19 protein-coding genes are annotated in these 16,080 nt (G+C 36.2%); all 19 read left to right on the top strand.

What is annotated here, in order from left to right; all coding sequences use genetic code 11:
* Nucleotides 1-17 precede the first annotated feature (17 nt).
* Entirely contained in the window at nt 18-797 is a 780-nt protein-coding gene (locus AC27FM_RS04775) for a terminase small subunit (protein ID WP_487086345.1), read from the top strand.
* The gene (locus tag AC27FM_RS04770; protein ID WP_487086343.1) at nt 769-2,034 is read left to right on the top strand and encodes a PBSX family phage terminase large subunit; all 1,266 of its coding nucleotides are present in this window, start codon (nt 769-771) and stop codon (nt 2,032-2,034) included. The genes AC27FM_RS04775 and AC27FM_RS04770 overlap by 29 nt, the downstream gene beginning before the upstream one ends.
* A complete protein-coding gene (locus AC27FM_RS04765; RefSeq protein ID WP_487086342.1) occupies nt 2,016-3,428 on the top strand; it encodes a phage portal protein in 1,413 nt (470 codons plus the stop codon). The genes AC27FM_RS04770 and AC27FM_RS04765 overlap by 19 nt, the downstream gene beginning before the upstream one ends.
* Entirely contained in the window at nt 3,421-4,440 is a 1,020-nt protein-coding gene (locus tag AC27FM_RS04760; protein ID WP_487086341.1) for a minor capsid protein, read from the top strand. The genes AC27FM_RS04765 and AC27FM_RS04760 overlap by 8 nt, the downstream gene beginning before the upstream one ends.
* Nucleotides 4,441-4,596: 156 nt before the next feature.
* Entirely contained in the window at nt 4,597-5,151 is a 555-nt protein-coding gene (locus tag AC27FM_RS04755; protein ID WP_487086340.1) for a phage scaffolding protein, read from the top strand.
* 6 nt (nt 5,152-5,157) lie between these two features.
* Nucleotides 5,158-6,069, top strand: coding sequence for a capsid protein (locus AC27FM_RS04750; protein ID WP_487086339.1), 912 nt, complete (start codon nt 5,158-5,160; stop codon nt 6,067-6,069).
* Between the two features lie 141 nt (nt 6,070-6,210).
* Complete coding sequence (locus tag AC27FM_RS04745) at nt 6,211-6,597, top strand: head-tail connector protein (protein WP_487086338.1); 387 nt, start codon at nt 6,211-6,213, stop codon at nt 6,595-6,597.
* Nucleotides 6,594-6,995: a hypothetical protein gene (locus AC27FM_RS04740; protein WP_487086337.1), complete on the top strand. Its 402-nt coding sequence runs from the start codon at nt 6,594-6,596 to the stop codon at nt 6,993-6,995. The genes AC27FM_RS04745 and AC27FM_RS04740 overlap by 4 nt, the downstream gene beginning before the upstream one ends.
* Nucleotides 6,973-7,407 (top strand): HK97 gp10 family phage protein, encoded by a 435-nt coding sequence (locus AC27FM_RS04735; RefSeq protein ID WP_487086336.1) that lies wholly within the window; start codon nt 6,973-6,975, stop codon nt 7,405-7,407. Before AC27FM_RS04740 ends, AC27FM_RS04735 begins: the two co-directional genes overlap by 23 nt.
* Nucleotides 7,404-7,823 carry a phage tail terminator family protein gene (locus AC27FM_RS04730; protein ID WP_487086335.1) on the top strand — a complete coding sequence of 140 codons (420 nt, stop codon included), beginning with the start codon at nt 7,404-7,406 and terminating at the stop codon, nt 7,821-7,823. Before AC27FM_RS04735 ends, AC27FM_RS04730 begins: the two co-directional genes overlap by 4 nt.
* Nucleotides 7,813-7,971, top strand: a complete 159-nt coding sequence (locus tag AC27FM_RS04725) for a hypothetical protein (protein WP_487086334.1) — start codon at nt 7,813-7,815, stop codon at nt 7,969-7,971. The genes AC27FM_RS04730 and AC27FM_RS04725 overlap by 11 nt, the downstream gene beginning before the upstream one ends.
* Nucleotides 7,972-7,973: 2 nt before the next feature.
* Complete coding sequence (locus AC27FM_RS04720) at nt 7,974-9,356, top strand: phage tail sheath family protein (RefSeq protein WP_487086333.1); 1,383 nt, start codon at nt 7,974-7,976, stop codon at nt 9,354-9,356.
* 16 nt (nt 9,357-9,372) lie between these two features.
* Nucleotides 9,373-9,858: a phage tail tube protein gene (locus AC27FM_RS04715; protein WP_487086332.1), complete on the top strand. Its 486-nt coding sequence runs from the start codon at nt 9,373-9,375 to the stop codon at nt 9,856-9,858.
* A gap of 13 nt (nt 9,859-9,871) precedes the next feature.
* Nucleotides 9,872-10,285, top strand: a complete 414-nt coding sequence (locus AC27FM_RS04710; protein WP_487086331.1) for a phage tail assembly chaperone — start codon at nt 9,872-9,874, stop codon at nt 10,283-10,285.
* Nucleotides 10,286-10,515: 230 nt separating this feature from the next.
* Nucleotides 10,516-13,605 carry a tape measure protein gene (locus AC27FM_RS04705; RefSeq protein ID WP_487086330.1) on the top strand — a complete coding sequence of 1,030 codons (3,090 nt, stop codon included), beginning with the start codon at nt 10,516-10,518 and terminating at the stop codon, nt 13,603-13,605.
* Nucleotides 13,606-13,617: 12 nt separating this feature from the next.
* Complete coding sequence (locus AC27FM_RS04700) at nt 13,618-14,307, top strand: hypothetical protein (protein ID WP_487086329.1); 690 nt, start codon at nt 13,618-13,620, stop codon at nt 14,305-14,307.
* Nucleotides 14,304-15,362 carry an XkdQ/YqbQ family protein gene (locus AC27FM_RS04695; protein ID WP_487086328.1) on the top strand — a complete coding sequence of 353 codons (1,059 nt, stop codon included), beginning with the start codon at nt 14,304-14,306 and terminating at the stop codon, nt 15,360-15,362. The genes AC27FM_RS04700 and AC27FM_RS04695 overlap by 4 nt, the downstream gene beginning before the upstream one ends.
* Nucleotides 15,335-15,703, top strand: a complete 369-nt coding sequence (locus AC27FM_RS04690; RefSeq protein WP_271792905.1) for a DUF2577 domain-containing protein — start codon at nt 15,335-15,337, stop codon at nt 15,701-15,703. The genes AC27FM_RS04695 and AC27FM_RS04690 overlap by 28 nt, the downstream gene beginning before the upstream one ends.
* Nucleotides 15,696-16,058, top strand: coding sequence for a DUF2634 domain-containing protein (locus tag AC27FM_RS04685; protein WP_487086326.1), 363 nt, complete (start codon nt 15,696-15,698; stop codon nt 16,056-16,058). Before AC27FM_RS04690 ends, AC27FM_RS04685 begins: the two co-directional genes overlap by 8 nt.
* Nucleotides 16,059-16,080: the final 22 nt, after the last annotated feature.

The following is a 16,080-nucleotide window of genomic DNA, read 5'->3' as shown; positions in this document are numbered from 1 at the left end:
GAGGTAGGTGCCATGTAATGAAAAAATGGGAAGAAGCTGAAAAAGATTATTTAGCTGGAATGAAGTACAAGGATATTGCTACTAAGTATGATGTTTCGGTTAATACAGTTAAATCTTGGAAAAGTAGACATGGGTGGGCAAGAGGTGCACCAACTAAAAAAAGTGTGCACCCTAAATCCAAAAAGGTTGCACCAAAAATCGTTGATGAATTAGAGGCAAATGGTGAGCTTAATGATAAGCAAAAACTGTTCTGTTTGTACTATTTACAACGATTTAATGCAACTTGGGCATATCAGAAAGTTTATGAATGTACTTATGATGTTGCTAATGCTAGTGGTTCACGATTGTTAGTAAATGTTAGTATCCAGCAACAATTGGCTACTATTAAGAAACAGCTGCATTCAGAAACATATTTGACTATTGAAGATATTATTAGTGAATACAAGAAACAGGCATTTGCCAGTTTGGGTGATGTCCTAGATTACAAGGTTCATAAAGAGTTGGTTATGGATAATGAGGGCAATGTATTTTTAGATACCGAAGATAATCCGGTTGAAAAACATGTTGCTGATATATTCCTGAAGCCAAGTGATCAGATTGATTGGTCATTAGTACAAGAGTTACATCGAGGTAAAGATGGATTAGTGGTCAAACTTTATGATAAGCGAAAGGCATTAGATAGTTTAGCTAAGCTGATGGATACACGCAAAGATAAAAATGATAATAATGCTGTTCAAATTATAGATGACGTTGAGGGAGATGATGAAGATGGTCCAAAAGGTAACGTTGAAAAGTAAAATTGCACCATCGTTCAGACAACTTCATGTAGATATCAAGAATCGTAGACATTCAAATTATTGGCTTAAAGGTGGACGTGGTTCAACTAAATCTAGTTTCGTATCAATTGAAGTTGTGCTTGGAATCATGCGAGATCCAGAAGCTAACGCAGTTGTACTCAGAAAGGTTGCAAATACTTTGCGTGATTCAGTTTATGATCAGTATCTTTGGGCAATCGATGCTTTGGGAGTTGAAGAGTATTGGAAAGAGTCAGTTAGTCCTATGACGTTGACCTATATTCCTACAGGACAACAAATCCGATTTAAAGGTGCAGATAAGCCAAGAAAGATTAAATCGCAAAAGTTTAGACATGGTTATACAAAGTTTAAACATTATGAAGAAACTGATGAATTTAAAAATTGGGCTGAGATACGTTCAATGAATCAATCTCTAAATCGTGGTGGTAGTAATATCATTACTTTCTATTCGTACAATCCTCCTGCCAGCCTTAATAGTTGGGTTAATCAGACAACGGCTAAAGAAGGCACTCGTGATGATACTTTAGTTCACTCATCTGATTACTTGTCGGTTCCTAAAGAATGGCTAGGAAAAGAATTCTTGGCTGATGCCGAGCAATTGAAGAAGGATAATCCTAAGGCGTTTAATCACGAATACTTAGGTGAAATAACTGGTACTGGTGCAGAAGTTTTTAACAACATTACATTAAGAAAAATTACCAAAGAAGAATATCAACTATTCGATAATATAAAAAGAGGCCTCGATTTTGGTTTTGCTCATGATCCATTAGCATATGTCGAGACCTTTTTTGATGTCGCAAGACACCGACTATATATTTTTAATGAAATTTATCAGGTTGGGTTGAAGAATAGAAATGCTGTTGATTTGATTAAGAAACTTGATCCAGAAAATAAGCAGGTGATTGGTGATTCAGCGTCTCCTGGTACAATTGCTGAATACAGAGATATGGGATTGAACGTCTATGGTGCTATTAAGGGACCAGGTAGCCGTGATCAGGGCTATAAATGGTTACAGGATTTACGTGAGATAGTCATTGATTCTAAGAAATGCCCGAATGCAGCAAGAGAATTCAGCACTTATGAATTAGAAAGAGATTCAAATGGAAACTTTAAGGCTGGCTATCCTGATGGTAATGACCATGCTATGGATGCCACAAGATATTCACTTGAATCAACTATTAGGAAAGGAGGATTTAAACCTTGGAAGTCAAAGAGATGAAGAACTTATTACAATTGACCGATCCACGTAGAACCGAGTTTATCAGTAGTTTTCAAAAGTCTTTGAACTATTACTTTAATAAGAATGACATCACGAACCGTAATAATGGTGAGTCCAAGACGAATGACAATGGTAAAGACGAGCCACTGAGAAAGGCTGATAACCGTGTTAGTTCCAATTTTCATCAATTACTCGTTGATCAGGAGGCTGGCTACTTAGCAACTATTCCTCCTGCAATTGATGTTGAGAATGATACTCTGAATGAGAAAATTAAATCTACTTTAGGTGATAATTTTAATCTTAGACTGAATCAGCTAGTTGTGGATGCTGCCAATGCTGGCGTTGCATGGGTTCATTACTGGATCGATAAAGATAATCAATTCAGATATGGCATTGTTCCTCCAGGCCAAGTAATACCAATTTACTCAAATGATTTGGATAAGAAGTTATTGGCAGTTCGAAGAACATATCAAGAATTAAATCCAGATACTGGCAAGAATTATAGTGTGCATGAGTATTGGAATGATAAAACAGTAACAGTATTTAAATCGGAAACCTCTAATTATGATAATTTATTGCAAATGAATGATCGTTTTCCTATTTTTGATGCTAGTACAGGGGATGAATTAGGGAGTAGCAATGTTCTTGAACATCATTTTGGTAGAATTCCTTTTATATCGTTTCCTAAAAATAAGTATGAACGTCCTGATTTGTTTAAATACAAAGGATTAATTGATGTTTATGATAATGTTTACAATGGTTTTGTTAATGATGTTGATGATGTACAGCAAGTCATCCTTGTCCTTACCAACTATGGTGGAGAAGATATTAGTGAGCTGATGGATACCATGAAAGAATACAAAGCTATCAAACTTGATAACATTGGTACTGGTGATAAATCAGGACTGGACAAGTTAACGATAGATATTCCAACTGAAGCTAGGAATTCATTACTTGATATAACCAAGTCTGATTTATTTGTTGAAGCACAAGGAATTGATCCAACAGATTTTGCTACTAACAACGCAACTGGTACAGCTATTAAAATGTTATATAGTCACTTGGAACTCAAGGCCTCAATGACTGAATCATATTTTAGAGATAGCCTAAATGAGTTGGTTAGAGCAATTATGCAATGGTTAAATGTATCGGACTATGAGGGTCGAAAGATTAACCAAAAATGGACTCGAACAGCCATTCACAATAGTTTGGAAGATGCACAAGTTATTTCACAAGTTGCAAACTATTCATCTGATGAGTCTATTGCTAAGGCCAATCCAATCGTTGATGACTGGCAAGAGGAAATGAAGAATCGTCGTGATGATGAAGTTAATCGAGATGGCTATTCTAATCCTGACAATCTTAATAATCTAAATGGTAATGAAGATGACTAAGCTCAGTTATTGGGATAAACGTTATCTTAGGATTAAGGCCCGTGAACTTCAGAATACTGCCGATTATGAGAGTAATTTAAAATCGAGATTATCTGGTTTAGAGTACGAGTTAGAGCAAGAAGCTAATATCTGGTATTCAAAATATGCTGACAATCATGATATTAATCCAGACACTGCCAAAAAATTATTAAGTACTGTTGGCAGTACCAATTGGACCATGACTCTTGAAGAATTCAAACGTAAGGCTATTAAAGGTGGTTACACTAAAGAACTAGATTCAGAGTATTTTAAAAGTAGAATAGCTAGGCTGCAGGATTTAGAAGAGCAGCTTGAAGAAATTAGTAGTCGTTTTGCAAGTGATGAAACGGACAGTTTATCTAATAGGTTAACTGATCAGTTTCAAGATACTTACATGACGACTATTTTTAATACTCAGATTCAGCAAGCTAAATTAACCAGTGAGTTTGCTAGGTTTAATGAAGACCAGATTAAATATATTGTTAATCAGCCTTGGCACAAAGAAGATTTCTCTAAACGTGTTTGGAAAAATTATCATGAAGAACTTCCAAAACAATTAGTTGATGTGATGTTACGTGGAACGTTCATGGGTTATAGTCCTCAACGTATTACTAAGATGTTTCAGCAAAGATTTGAAGGTATTCGTAGACATCAAATACACCGCTTGGTTATTACCGAAATGGGACACATTGCTGAACAAGCTACTTCAAAGGCTTATGAAGAATCAGGTATTGAAGAGTATGAATATATGGCTACCTTGGAATCACATACTTGCGATGTGTGTGGTCACTTAGATGGCAAGATATTTAAGATGTCTGAAAAAAAGGAAGGTATTAACTATCCTTTGATTCATCCACATTGTCGATGTACAACCGTTCCACATATTGAAGGACTTCCTGATGTTAGAGAGCGTTGGATGCGTGATCCTGAAACTGGTAAAGGTAAGACTATTAAGAATATGAGCTTTGATGAATGGAAGCAAAAATACTGCTAGCCAGAAAAGAATACTAAGAAGTTAGTTAAAAATATGGTTATTGGTATCAATCCTTTGGATAAATCAAATTGACCTGAGCAAGTCGTAAAAGTGCTTATTTTTTATACCTCAAATGTGGCCGTTCCACGTAAATCTAACGAGAGAGGATTTTTAATTATGAAACGAGAATTTTTAAAAGGTTTGAACTTAGAAGACAAGGTTATTGATCAGATTATGTCGGCTAATGGCGTTGATATTGAGAATACCAAGAAGTCATTTGGAGATGTTGATGCTATTAAACAAGAGAATGAATCTTATAAAACTCAATTGGCCGAGCGTGATAAAGATATTAAGTCACTGTCAAAACAGGTTAAGGATAATGATGATTTATCTAGTCAACTTAAGGATTTACAAGATAAATACAAAACCGACACTAATAATCTTAATGAGCAATTAAGTCAAACTAAATTGAACAGTGCTTTGAATGAAACCCTAACTGCCGCTAAGGTTCGCAATCCTAAAACTATTAAAGGATTATTGAATATGGATGACATCAAATTAAATGATAAAGGCGAATTAATTGGTGTTAATGATCAAATTGATTCACTCAAAAAATCAGATGCCTATCTATTCGATGAAGGTCAACATCAAGACTACAGCCCTGCTGGCGGTAATGGTTCCAATGATAAGAATGATGTTCAAACATTAACTAATATATTTAAAGGAGAGTAATAAACAATGTCAACAATTAACTATGCTGAAGCATATCAACAAGCTATTCAAGAAGGTTTCTATGATGGTCATTTGTTTTCAGCTGCATTATGGAATTCACCATCTAACTCATTAATTAAATTTGATGGAGCAAAACATATTAAACTACCACGTTTGACAATCGATTCAGGCCGTAAGGATAGAAGCCGTAGAACAATCACAGAAATTGTTTCTAATTATTCCAATGATTGGGATTCATATGAATTGAAGAATGAACGTTATTGGTCAACATTAGTTGATCCATCTGATATTGATGAATCTAATATGGTTATTTCACTAGCTAATATCACTAAGCAATTTAACCTTGATGAGAAGCTACCAGAAAAAGACCGATACATGTTCAGTAAACTCTATAAAGAAAAGGTAGCTGCTGCAGATGGCGGTATTTCAACCGATACGTTAGATGAAAAGAACATCTTAGGGGCTTTTGATAACATGATGGCTAACTTTGATGAACAACGTATTCCACAATCAGGACGTATTTTGTATGTCACACCTAAAATTAATAAGATTTTAAAGAGTGCAGATGCTATTAATCGTTCAATTAGTTTAAGTGATTCAGCTAATATCAAACGTTCTGTATATAGTCTTGATGATGTAATTATCAATGTTATTCCATCAGATTTAATGCAAACTTCATTTGATTTTACAGTTGGTTCAAAGCTAGAGGACGATGCTAAACAAATTGAGATGTTTTTAATTTACAATGGTGTTCAAGTTGCACCTGAAAAGTATGCCTTTGCTGGCTTTGATGCACCATCTGCTCAAAACAGTGGTAACTATTTGTACTATGAAGATTCTTATGATGATGTACTACTTTTGAAGACTAAAACTAAGGGAATTGAGTTCGTTATTGCTGATAAAGCCCCAAAAGCGTAACCCCTAAACTGAATAAGCCAACTAGTTCAAATACGATAGCTGAAATAACAGCTTGGTTAGATGCTAATAACATTGATCATACTGGTAAGACTGCTAAAGATGATTTGTTGGCCTTAGTTCCAGTGAATTAGGGGTGATTAAATGATCGAATTTCCAAGAAAGGAAAAAATTACAACTAAGTTAGCTGTATTAGTTCCTAATAATGGTGATAAAAATTATTCAAGCGTTATTGATTTTGTGGTTGATAAAGTGGTTAGTGATATTAGTAATTACATTCATATCTCTATTGATTCGATACCTGAGGAACTTGATATGACAATCATTTCTATGTGTGTACAAGTAATTGATACTCATGAATTATTAACGCCTATTGAAGATAGAAATGATGGTGTTTCTTCTTTATCTGAAGGAGATGTTTCAGTATCGTTCAAGACACCGGCAGAGGTATATTCCACACTCCAATCTGTTAATTCGATTACTGATAATTTTATTGCTCAACTTAATAGTTTTAGGAGAGTACAGCGATGAAATCAGTATTTAAAAAGATGAATGGTGTGATTGAACGTGTCTGGAATGACCGAGTTACTATTACCGGCGTTAAGAATGGTAAACATGGTCCTTTCAGTGAAGATGAGGTTGTTACTATTTGCGAGAATCGACCAGCTAAGGTGATTTTGGGTGGTCAAAAAACTAGTAATCAATCTGAATTTGGAACTGATCAGTATGATGCTAAATTATTGATTGATAATGAAGTTTCTATCCCTGCTGGAGCTAACATTACTGTAACTGATGTAAATGGTCATGTTACTGAATACAAGCGCTCTAGTAAGGGATATCGTGGCTATGTTAGTCATCAAGAAGTTGCCATGATTCGTGATGAGAAAGCTAAGGAAGTGATTGATGATGGCTTGGGGAACAGTCGATGATGCTCAATTTCAAGAATTTGCTAGTAAGGTGAAAAATAAAATTGATTCCGGATTAGTAAAACAAGGGATTGAGAAGACTGCTCTTAAAGTTGGTACTCAAGCTATGAGAAATGTTAAATCAATGACTCCTGTTAAAGAAGGTACTTTGAGAAGACAATGGTCTGTAGTTGGACCTTCCTATGCAGGCAATGTATTCGTAATTGAACTTCAAAATAATACTGAGTACGCATCGTACGTTGAGGACGGACACAGACAAACACCAGGTCGATATGTTCCGGCCATTGGTAAACGCTTGAAGGCTAGTTGGGTTCCAGGTCAACATATGCTAATGAAGACAATGTTTGAAGTTGATGCTCAAATGCCACAATTACTATCACCTGTCTTGAGAGATTTAGGAGGGCTTTTTGATTGAAAGAAAGCATTGTTGAACTTATCGGGAATGAACTTGTTGGGTTGTTTCCAAACGTTCAAATTAATAGAGAAAACCGTAAAGGTGGCTTTGAAGAGCCATCTTTTTTTGTACAAAAAGTAGATACAGGTGTGAAACCTGAATTATTTAATATTCAAAATCGTAAGTATATCTATCAGGTTGTTTATTTTCCTAAGGTTGATAGGCCAAATGAAGACATGGAGTCAGTTGAAGAGATTCTTTTAGATAATTTCACATCTTTAAAAAGCTATGCAACGATTCGCAATCGAGATTTTAAACAATCTGATGACAATACCTTACAAATGACTTTTGAAGTATGGATTCGTGCTCATGAAGTCGATAACACCCCTAAACAGGAGAATATGAAATTTAAAGGAGGAATTGCTAATGGAAAGTGAAAGCTATAGCAAAGAGTCTTTAATCAATAGCACAGGTTTTAGTCCGATGGATAGAGATATTTTGAAGATTGTCTTAGATGATTCAAAAAAGTATTCGTTGGCGAGTGCTAATCGAGAAATTATTAAGTTTAAAGGAGGAATTAAATAAATATGGCTGGAACATGGACAACACAGAATAAACGTCGTCCTGGCGCTTATATTAATACGGTTGGTGCTTCACAACCTAAAGCAGATACTAGCTTAGGTAGAACGCTTTTAGTTAGCGACGTAACTCTTAACTGGGGAGCAAAAGGAATAATTGAATTGAACTCTAATTCTGATTTTAAGGCATTGCTTGGTGAACCATTGAATACTCCTGAACTTGGAGCATTGAGAGAAACGCTAAAAGGTGCATTAACCGTATTATTTTTAAATAATAATGATGGTGATAAAGCAACAATCGCTAATGATGCTCTACCTTGGACTTTTACAGCAAAGTACCCTGGTACTAAAGGTAATGACATTCATGTATCTGTGGTTAAGGATCCTAACGATGCTACAAGAATCACTGTATCAACGATTTATGGTACAGAAGTTGTTGACCAACAGGTCATTAGAACAACAACTGCAAGTGGTTTGAAATCGAATGAATACATTGATGTGGTAAATATTTCTGATACGGTTCCCGGCGTTGATGATAAGCCATCTACTAATAAATTAGATTCTTTGGCCAATTCCACAACTTATGATTTGGCTGGTGGTACTACTAAATCAGTTGAGATTACCGATTTATTGAATGATGTTCTTGAAACGGCACAATTTAATGTTGTGACCGCAGCAGGATTTGAACCTAAGAACAATATTCATCAATTAATTGCCACAGCAGTTCAACGTTTAAGGGATGAAGAAGGTTATAAGGTTCGTGCAGTTGTTCCTGTGTATGAAGGCGGGTATGACTACGATAACGAAGGCGTTTCAGTTGTGGCTAATGGAGTAATTCTTGAAGATGGAACTTTAATTGATACAACCACTGCAGCTGGTTATTTTGCAGGTATTTCTTCAGCAACCGACTCAAGTAAGTCATTAACCTATTCAGAATACCCTGGAGCAGTCTCCACCTATCCATCACTAAATAATGAATTAACAATTAAAGCACTGAATAGTGGTTGGGTTGTCTTTACTGCTAAGCGGGGTGGAAGAGTAGTTATTGAACAAGATATTAATTCGTTAACAACGTACTCAGATGATAAACCCAAAGAATTTAGCAAGAATCGTATTATCAGAACGCTTGATCAAATTGCTACTGATACTGAAAATATTTTTGAAACTATGTTTATTGGAAAAGTCAATAATGATTCAACTGGTCGTGACTTATTTAAGGCTAATCGTGTTGCATACATGTCTAATCTAATGAAGGCGGGTATTATCGCAGATTTTGATTCGTCCGATTTAACGGTTGATCCTGGTGACGATAAGGATTCAATCTTAGTCAATCTGGCAGTAACACCAATTGATTCTATGGAAAAATTATATATGACAATTGTTGTCGAATAGAGAGGAGCAATTAAGTATGGATAAATCAACAAGTACTATTGGTAGTTTTTTAAATGGTAGAGATACTATTTCAACAAAGGACGCCAAACTATATATCACAATAGATAGAAAAGTGATTCCTTTGATTGAAGGTACTAAATTTACAGCGAAGTTAGAGAAAAATAAGGAAGATGTTCAAACTCTTGGTAGTAGATGGAAACACAAGAAAACAACAAGTGTCGAAGGTACCGGTACTTTAGGTGGGTATGTAATCAGTTCAGCGTGGTTGAAATATGCTTTACCTTACATTCAAGGTGGCAAAGATTTATACTTTGAAATCACGTTGTCAATTGAAGACCCTACTTCAAGAGCTGGAAAACAAACAGTTCACTTAGGCGAAGTTAACTTAGACGATATTCCTATTGGAGACTTTGAAGCTGATGACGGCGTAATGGAATGGGAATCAGACTTTACGTTTGAAGAAGTTGACTTAGTAACACCATTTACAGGATTTGAAATTTAGGAGGAATTATATTTTGGCAGATGTTAAAGATTTTTTAATGGAAAATGTAGATGCAAAACCGGAAACAAGGGAGGTTAAGTTTCCTCGATTTAAAGCACCATTTGTAATTAAATCAATTACAGAAGATGAAAACTCAGTTCTTCAAAAACAAGCAACGACAAAGACTAAGGACAGACAAACACGTCAAATTACGTCAAGTGTGGATCAATCTAAATATGTTGATCTGTTAGCAGCGACATGTGTTGTGTCTCCCGAACTTGATAATGCTGATTTACAGAAGAGTTGGAACTCAATTGCTAATCCAGTGGGACTTTTGAAAAAAATGTTAAAAGTTGGAGAATACGCCGAATTACTCAACCAAATTCAAGATTTATGTGGTTTTGATTTAGAGGATGTGGATAATCTTCGCGAAGAAGTAAAAAACTAGCTAATTCTAGTGATACAGGTGATTTAAATTACTATTTCTATGCAATGAACGAATATCACTGGACACCTCAAACGTGGCTTTCGTTCTCAAATAGAGAAAGAGCATTAATTATCGCTGGAATTGAAATAAGAATCACTGAGGAAAAGAAACAACAAAAAGAGGCAGAAAGAAAGGCTAAGTCCAAAGCACATCGCTAGGATTTAGCCTTTTTTGCTAGAAAGGAGGTTAATATGGCTACTATAAGTTCAACAATTAAAATTTACGATGGTTTTTCTTCGACATTAAGTAAATTAGGCTCTGGCCTAAGTAAAGGGGAATCAGGTTTTCAACGTTTTAAATCAGTTTTAAACGGTGGTGGTGCGTTTAGCGGACTAACTAAATCAGCTGGACAAGCTGGTGGATTGTTCAAATCTGTTCTTGGTGGAACTGTTGTCGGTGCTGGAATCACTAAAGGTATTGGACTGGCCACTGCTGGAATTACTTCTATGGTAGGTGAGTTGAACGAGTCAAGTAAGGCATGGCAGACATTTGATGGTAATATGCAGATGATGGGTAAGTCACCTAAGCAAATAGCTGTTGCTAAGGGTTCCATGCAAAAATTTGCTCAACAGACTATTTACTCTGCTTCCGATATGGCCTCTACTTATAGTCAATTAGCGGCCGTCGGTATCAAGGGTACTGGAAAGCTGGTTAAAGGTTTTGGTGGATTGGCCGCTGCGTCTGATAACCCGCAACAAGCTATGAAGACACTTAGTCAACAAGCTACTCAAATGGCTGCAAAACCAATGGTACAATGGCAAGACTTTAAGTTGATGTTGGAGCAAACACCTGCTGGTGTATCTCAAGTCGCTAAGACGATGGGAATGTCGACCAAAGATTTAGTTTCAAGTGTTCAAGATGGTAAAATTGCAACTCAAGACTTCTTTAATGCTATTTCTTCTACGGGTACTAATAAGTACTTTTCAAAAATGGCTACACAATATAAGACAGTTGGTCAAGCTATGGACGGTTTAAAAGAAACTGTTGCTAATAAGATGCAAGGTGCATTTGATCGGGTTGGTAAAGTCGGAATTAAGATGGTAAGCAATTTAACTGATTCAATCGGGAATATTAACTTTGATGCGTTCGCCGACAAAGCAATGATAGTTATTGGAAAGATTAAACAAGGTATTGGCGATATGTTTGGTGGTTTTAAATCTACTGGGGCTTTGGATAATATTAAAACTATGTTTGATGATTTGGGTAATGCGGGAAGTAAGATATTTGGAAAGATGTCTGGTGGAAAAAATAATATGTTTTCACAATTAGGGGCATTTGCCGGCAGCTCTTTATCAGGAGTTGTTAAATCTATTTCTGCCATTGCAAAAGTTATTAGTAGACTGAGTCCTAGTACTATCACAGCATTAGGCAGTGCTTTTGTAATCCTAAAAGGCGGTTTAAAAGGTCTTGTGTTTACAGCCATTATCAATGGAATTAGTAAATTGAAGCCAAGTACTATAACTAAAATTGCGGGAACAATTAAAAATCTTGCAGTTGCATTTATAATTTTGAAGGCAGCTATGAAAATTGGTAGTGGAATATCAAATTTTTCAAAGATGTTTAAAAAAATGAAGACTCCTAAGACACCTAAAGTTCCTGAAACACCTGAGTTACCTCAAACTCCTAAGACTGGTGGAATTGTTCAATCAGCTGGTGCTTACATGAAATTAGGAGCAGCTTTGATGATGGTTGGTGCAGGTGTTGCTCTAGCTGGTGGTGGAATGTTGCTTATGGCTATGGCAACTCAAAGAATTGCATCATCTGGTGGTGCAGCAATAGCTGTATTCTTTGGTATGTTTGCAGCAATTGCCATACTTGCCGTTGTGGTCAAACTACTAGGGCCTGAATTTATCGTGGCCGCTGCTGGATTTTTAGTATTTTCAGCAGCCTTGTTATTGATTGGTGTGGCTATTTTCATTGCTTCTGCCGGTATAGCATTATTAGCTACTCAATTGCCTTTAATTTCTCAATATGGTGTTAGTGCAGCTGTTGGATTATTGGCTTTGGCTGGTGCTATTGCGGTATTTGGATTAGCGGCTATTGTTGGTGCTGTTGGTGTGTTAGCGCTAGGAATTGCCATTGCAGTTCTCGGAGTAGGTTTTGTAGTAGGTGCAATTGGAGCCATTTTATTTGGTGCAGCTTTATTATTAATTGGTGTCGGTGCAATGGTTGCTGCAGTTGGTACTTTATTGCTAGGTGCTGGATTAATGATTGTTGCGGTTATGTCAATGCTGGCTGCAGTTGGTTTGTTATTGATGGCAGTAGCTTTGATTATGATTGCAGCTGTTGCAATTGTTGCTGGTGTTGGAATGATGATATTTGCTGTCGCTTTAATGATGGCTGCACCGCTTATGATGATTGCAGCTGTTGGAGCATTGTTACTTGGAGTCGCAGCTATTATTTTGGGAGTTGGACTACTTATCGTTGGCGCAGCACTTATGGTTGTCGCTAGCGGGTTAACTATGGTAGCTTCAGCAGTTATCGCATTGGCAACGGCTTTTATTATGGCCGGAACCATGATGGTATCGGCAATTGTTAGTGCAATGTCAGGAGTTGTTAGCGCTGTAAGTAGTGGTATTCAAAGTGCTGTGAGTGCTGCACAAGGTTTTGTAAATAGTCTGGTAGATGTAGGTAGAAATCTTATCCAGGGATTGATAGATGGAATTGTTGGAATGGCCAAGAGTGCTGTTAAGGCAGTTCAAGATGTTGCTGGAAAAGTTGTTGATGCCGCAAAGAGTATTTTTAAAACACATTCACCATCACGAGTCTTTAATCAAATTGGTAGATATGTTTCTCAAGGTTTATCGAACGGTATTAACAAGGATTCAGGTTTAGCTATCAATTCTTCAGCTAATATGGCTCAAGGAGTAGTTGATGCTGCCTCTAATATGAATCCTCAAATTGGTCATATGACTATGGGTGGTTTTAATGGGAGTAACCCTGGCGATATGTTAGCTAATGGATTTCAGCGCGCGTTAGATTTATTAACTGCATTGATGTCAACGTTCCAAGGTTTCAGTGGTACTAATTTAGGAGTTAACAGTACGATTCATCATGATGATAATACCGGAAACGATGATCTTGGCCTCGGTGGTGGAGCTGGATTTAACGGTTCAGATTTTACTAAGGGTAGTTCATCATCAGGTAATCAAGTAACTGTTAACTTTGGTGCTGGAGCAATTCAGATTCAAAGTACTGGGAATGTTGATTATGATGCTGAAAGATTAGTAGCAAAAATTGAAGAGTATTTAATGAATAGAAATAATGCTTCATTAAGTTAGGAGGTGATGGATATGGATAATCATTTAGGATTTTATTTAACCAATGATTTGAATGAAACAATTGAATTGCCGGTCAATCCGGCTGAAGTCACTGTTAAGCGTGAAAGTGATGATAAGTCTGAAACAGTTATTAAACTCGGTGAAGTCAATTTATTGGGTGAGGATAAACTTCAGGAAATCAGTATTGAAAGTTTATTGCCGTTGGATCCAAAGGAAACACATTATGCAACAGCATTAGAGTTTTTAAGTAGTGCTCAAGATTATATTGATTGGATTGAGAATGCTAGAAAGTTGAAGAAACCAATTCGTTTGGTTATTTCAAATACTAAAATTTCTTTGAAATCAACGATTGCCAGTTTTGAGTACGGTATGAAAAATGGTTATGATGGTGAGTATATTTACACGTTATCATTGAAGGAATTCAGACCGTTTGAAGCAAAAAAAATAGGCATTAAACAACAGCCAGAAAAGACTGTTGAAGAACGTCCCAGTCCACCTAAAAAGGTGGGTATGGGTTCAACTGTGATTGTTAACGGCCAGTTACATCGGGACAGTCAAGGCAATGGTCCTGGTCAAACTGAACAGAATGCTACTAGAAAAATAACTTTAGTAGTACCTGGTGCAACTTATCCATATCATGTAACTACTTTGGATGGTGGTGCTCGTGGCTGGGTCAAAGAAAGCGATGTGAGATCAGCATGATTACTAAATTTACTATTGGTCGCAGACACAGTGGCGATACTTGGGATGTTGCTAATTTGGTTAGTAACGTTAAATGGGTAACTGATTTAAACTTTGCTGCAGGCACATTTACGTTTGATTTATTGTTTGATGATTCGTTTTATCCTCAAAGTGGCGATGTGGTTGAGTTTCAATGGGATGAGCAGAAGGTTTTCTATGGTTATATTTTTAAAACTAGTTTCAAGGATGACCATAAATTCAGTATCACAGCATACGACAAGATGAGATATTTAAAAAATCAAGATTCATTAGTGTGGCCAATCTCAACTATTTCTCAACGGTTCGAAACAGTCTGCAAAATGGCTGAGATTACTCATAACGTTGTGAATGGTTCTGATTATAAATTACCTGCAGAGGTTGCAGATTCCAAGACTTACTTTGATATGTTGAAATCAAGCATTGATAAGACTCAGAAAGCTACCAATCAAATGTATTACTTGTTTGCTAATTATGATGTGGTTGAGTTGCGTAAGGCACCATATAACAGTTTGAATATCATTGTCGGTGACCAGTCATTGTTGACTGGCTTTTCTTTTGAAAAATCGATTGAAGATGCTGCTAATTCTGTGAGGATAATTAAAAAGAACCAGGCTGAATCACAACAAACATCATCAACTGCTGTTTCAACGGATACAGAATCAAGTGGTGATGATCCAGATAATACGAGTTTTAGTTATACGGATAGCAGTGCTAGTAATGTTCAAGATTGGGGTAAACTTCAGACCGTTGAGAATGCCAAGGATAAAGCTAATGATGCTCAAATGAAAGAGCGTGCTGATGAGTTGTTGAAAGAAAAAAATAGAGAAACATATACATTGAGTTTAACTTGTTTGGGAGATGTTTCTTTGATTGCTGGAAATTCGGTCAATATTAACATCAGTGATTTATCTAAAGCTGGTTTTTGGATTAATAACACAGCAATCATGAAAGCAACTCATAATTTTGGAACAGCATATACTTGTGATTTGGAAATGAAGGTGAATGAACCATGGCTGGAGAACAGCTCCTCAACATGATGAATAGTAAGGGTGGTAAAGAATCCGACTATGCCGATATCATGTATGGAAAAGTAATTTCAATAAATCCTTTGAAAATTCAATCGTCAAATAATATGCCACTAACTGAATCTTTTTTGATTTTGGGACGTAATGTTAAAAAACATAAAGAGCGAATTAGGGTATTATCCCATAATGATTCCATTGGTGACATATCAGGTAATAGACCGGATGTTTATGAAACAATTGAAATTGATGGGACTTTAAAAGTTGGTGATTCAGTCAATATGATTCGAATGAATGGTGGCCAACAATTTTTCGTTTTTGAACGTTCAAATGACAGGAGGGATGTTGATGGATAATCCTACAAAAACATACCAGGTCAAAAATGGACGGATTTTAAATAAATTTGATGAACATGATGCAATGGTTCAAGCAGTCGATAAGATTTTGAAGACTGAACGATTTGTTTATCCAATTTATGATAATCAATATGGAAATGACTTTTTTGAATTGTTCGGTAAAAACTTTGATTATGCGACTGTTGAGGTTGAACGAATGGTTAAAGAAGCCTTATTAGCTGATAGTCGTATTTTGACTGTTACTGTTGATGATATTGAAGTTTTGGATAAGACGATTCTTAAAGTTCATGGATCATGTACAACGATTTACGGTGATATTCCAATTGAAAGTGAGGTGAGTGTCAATGACTCCTGAAGATTTATCGAGCAAGATTGAA

It is taken from the genome of Companilactobacillus sp. y65-5 (genome assembly GCF_057541095.1).
Note: the sequence above shows the minus strand (reverse complement) of the source record. Positions and strands in the feature narration are given on the sequence as shown.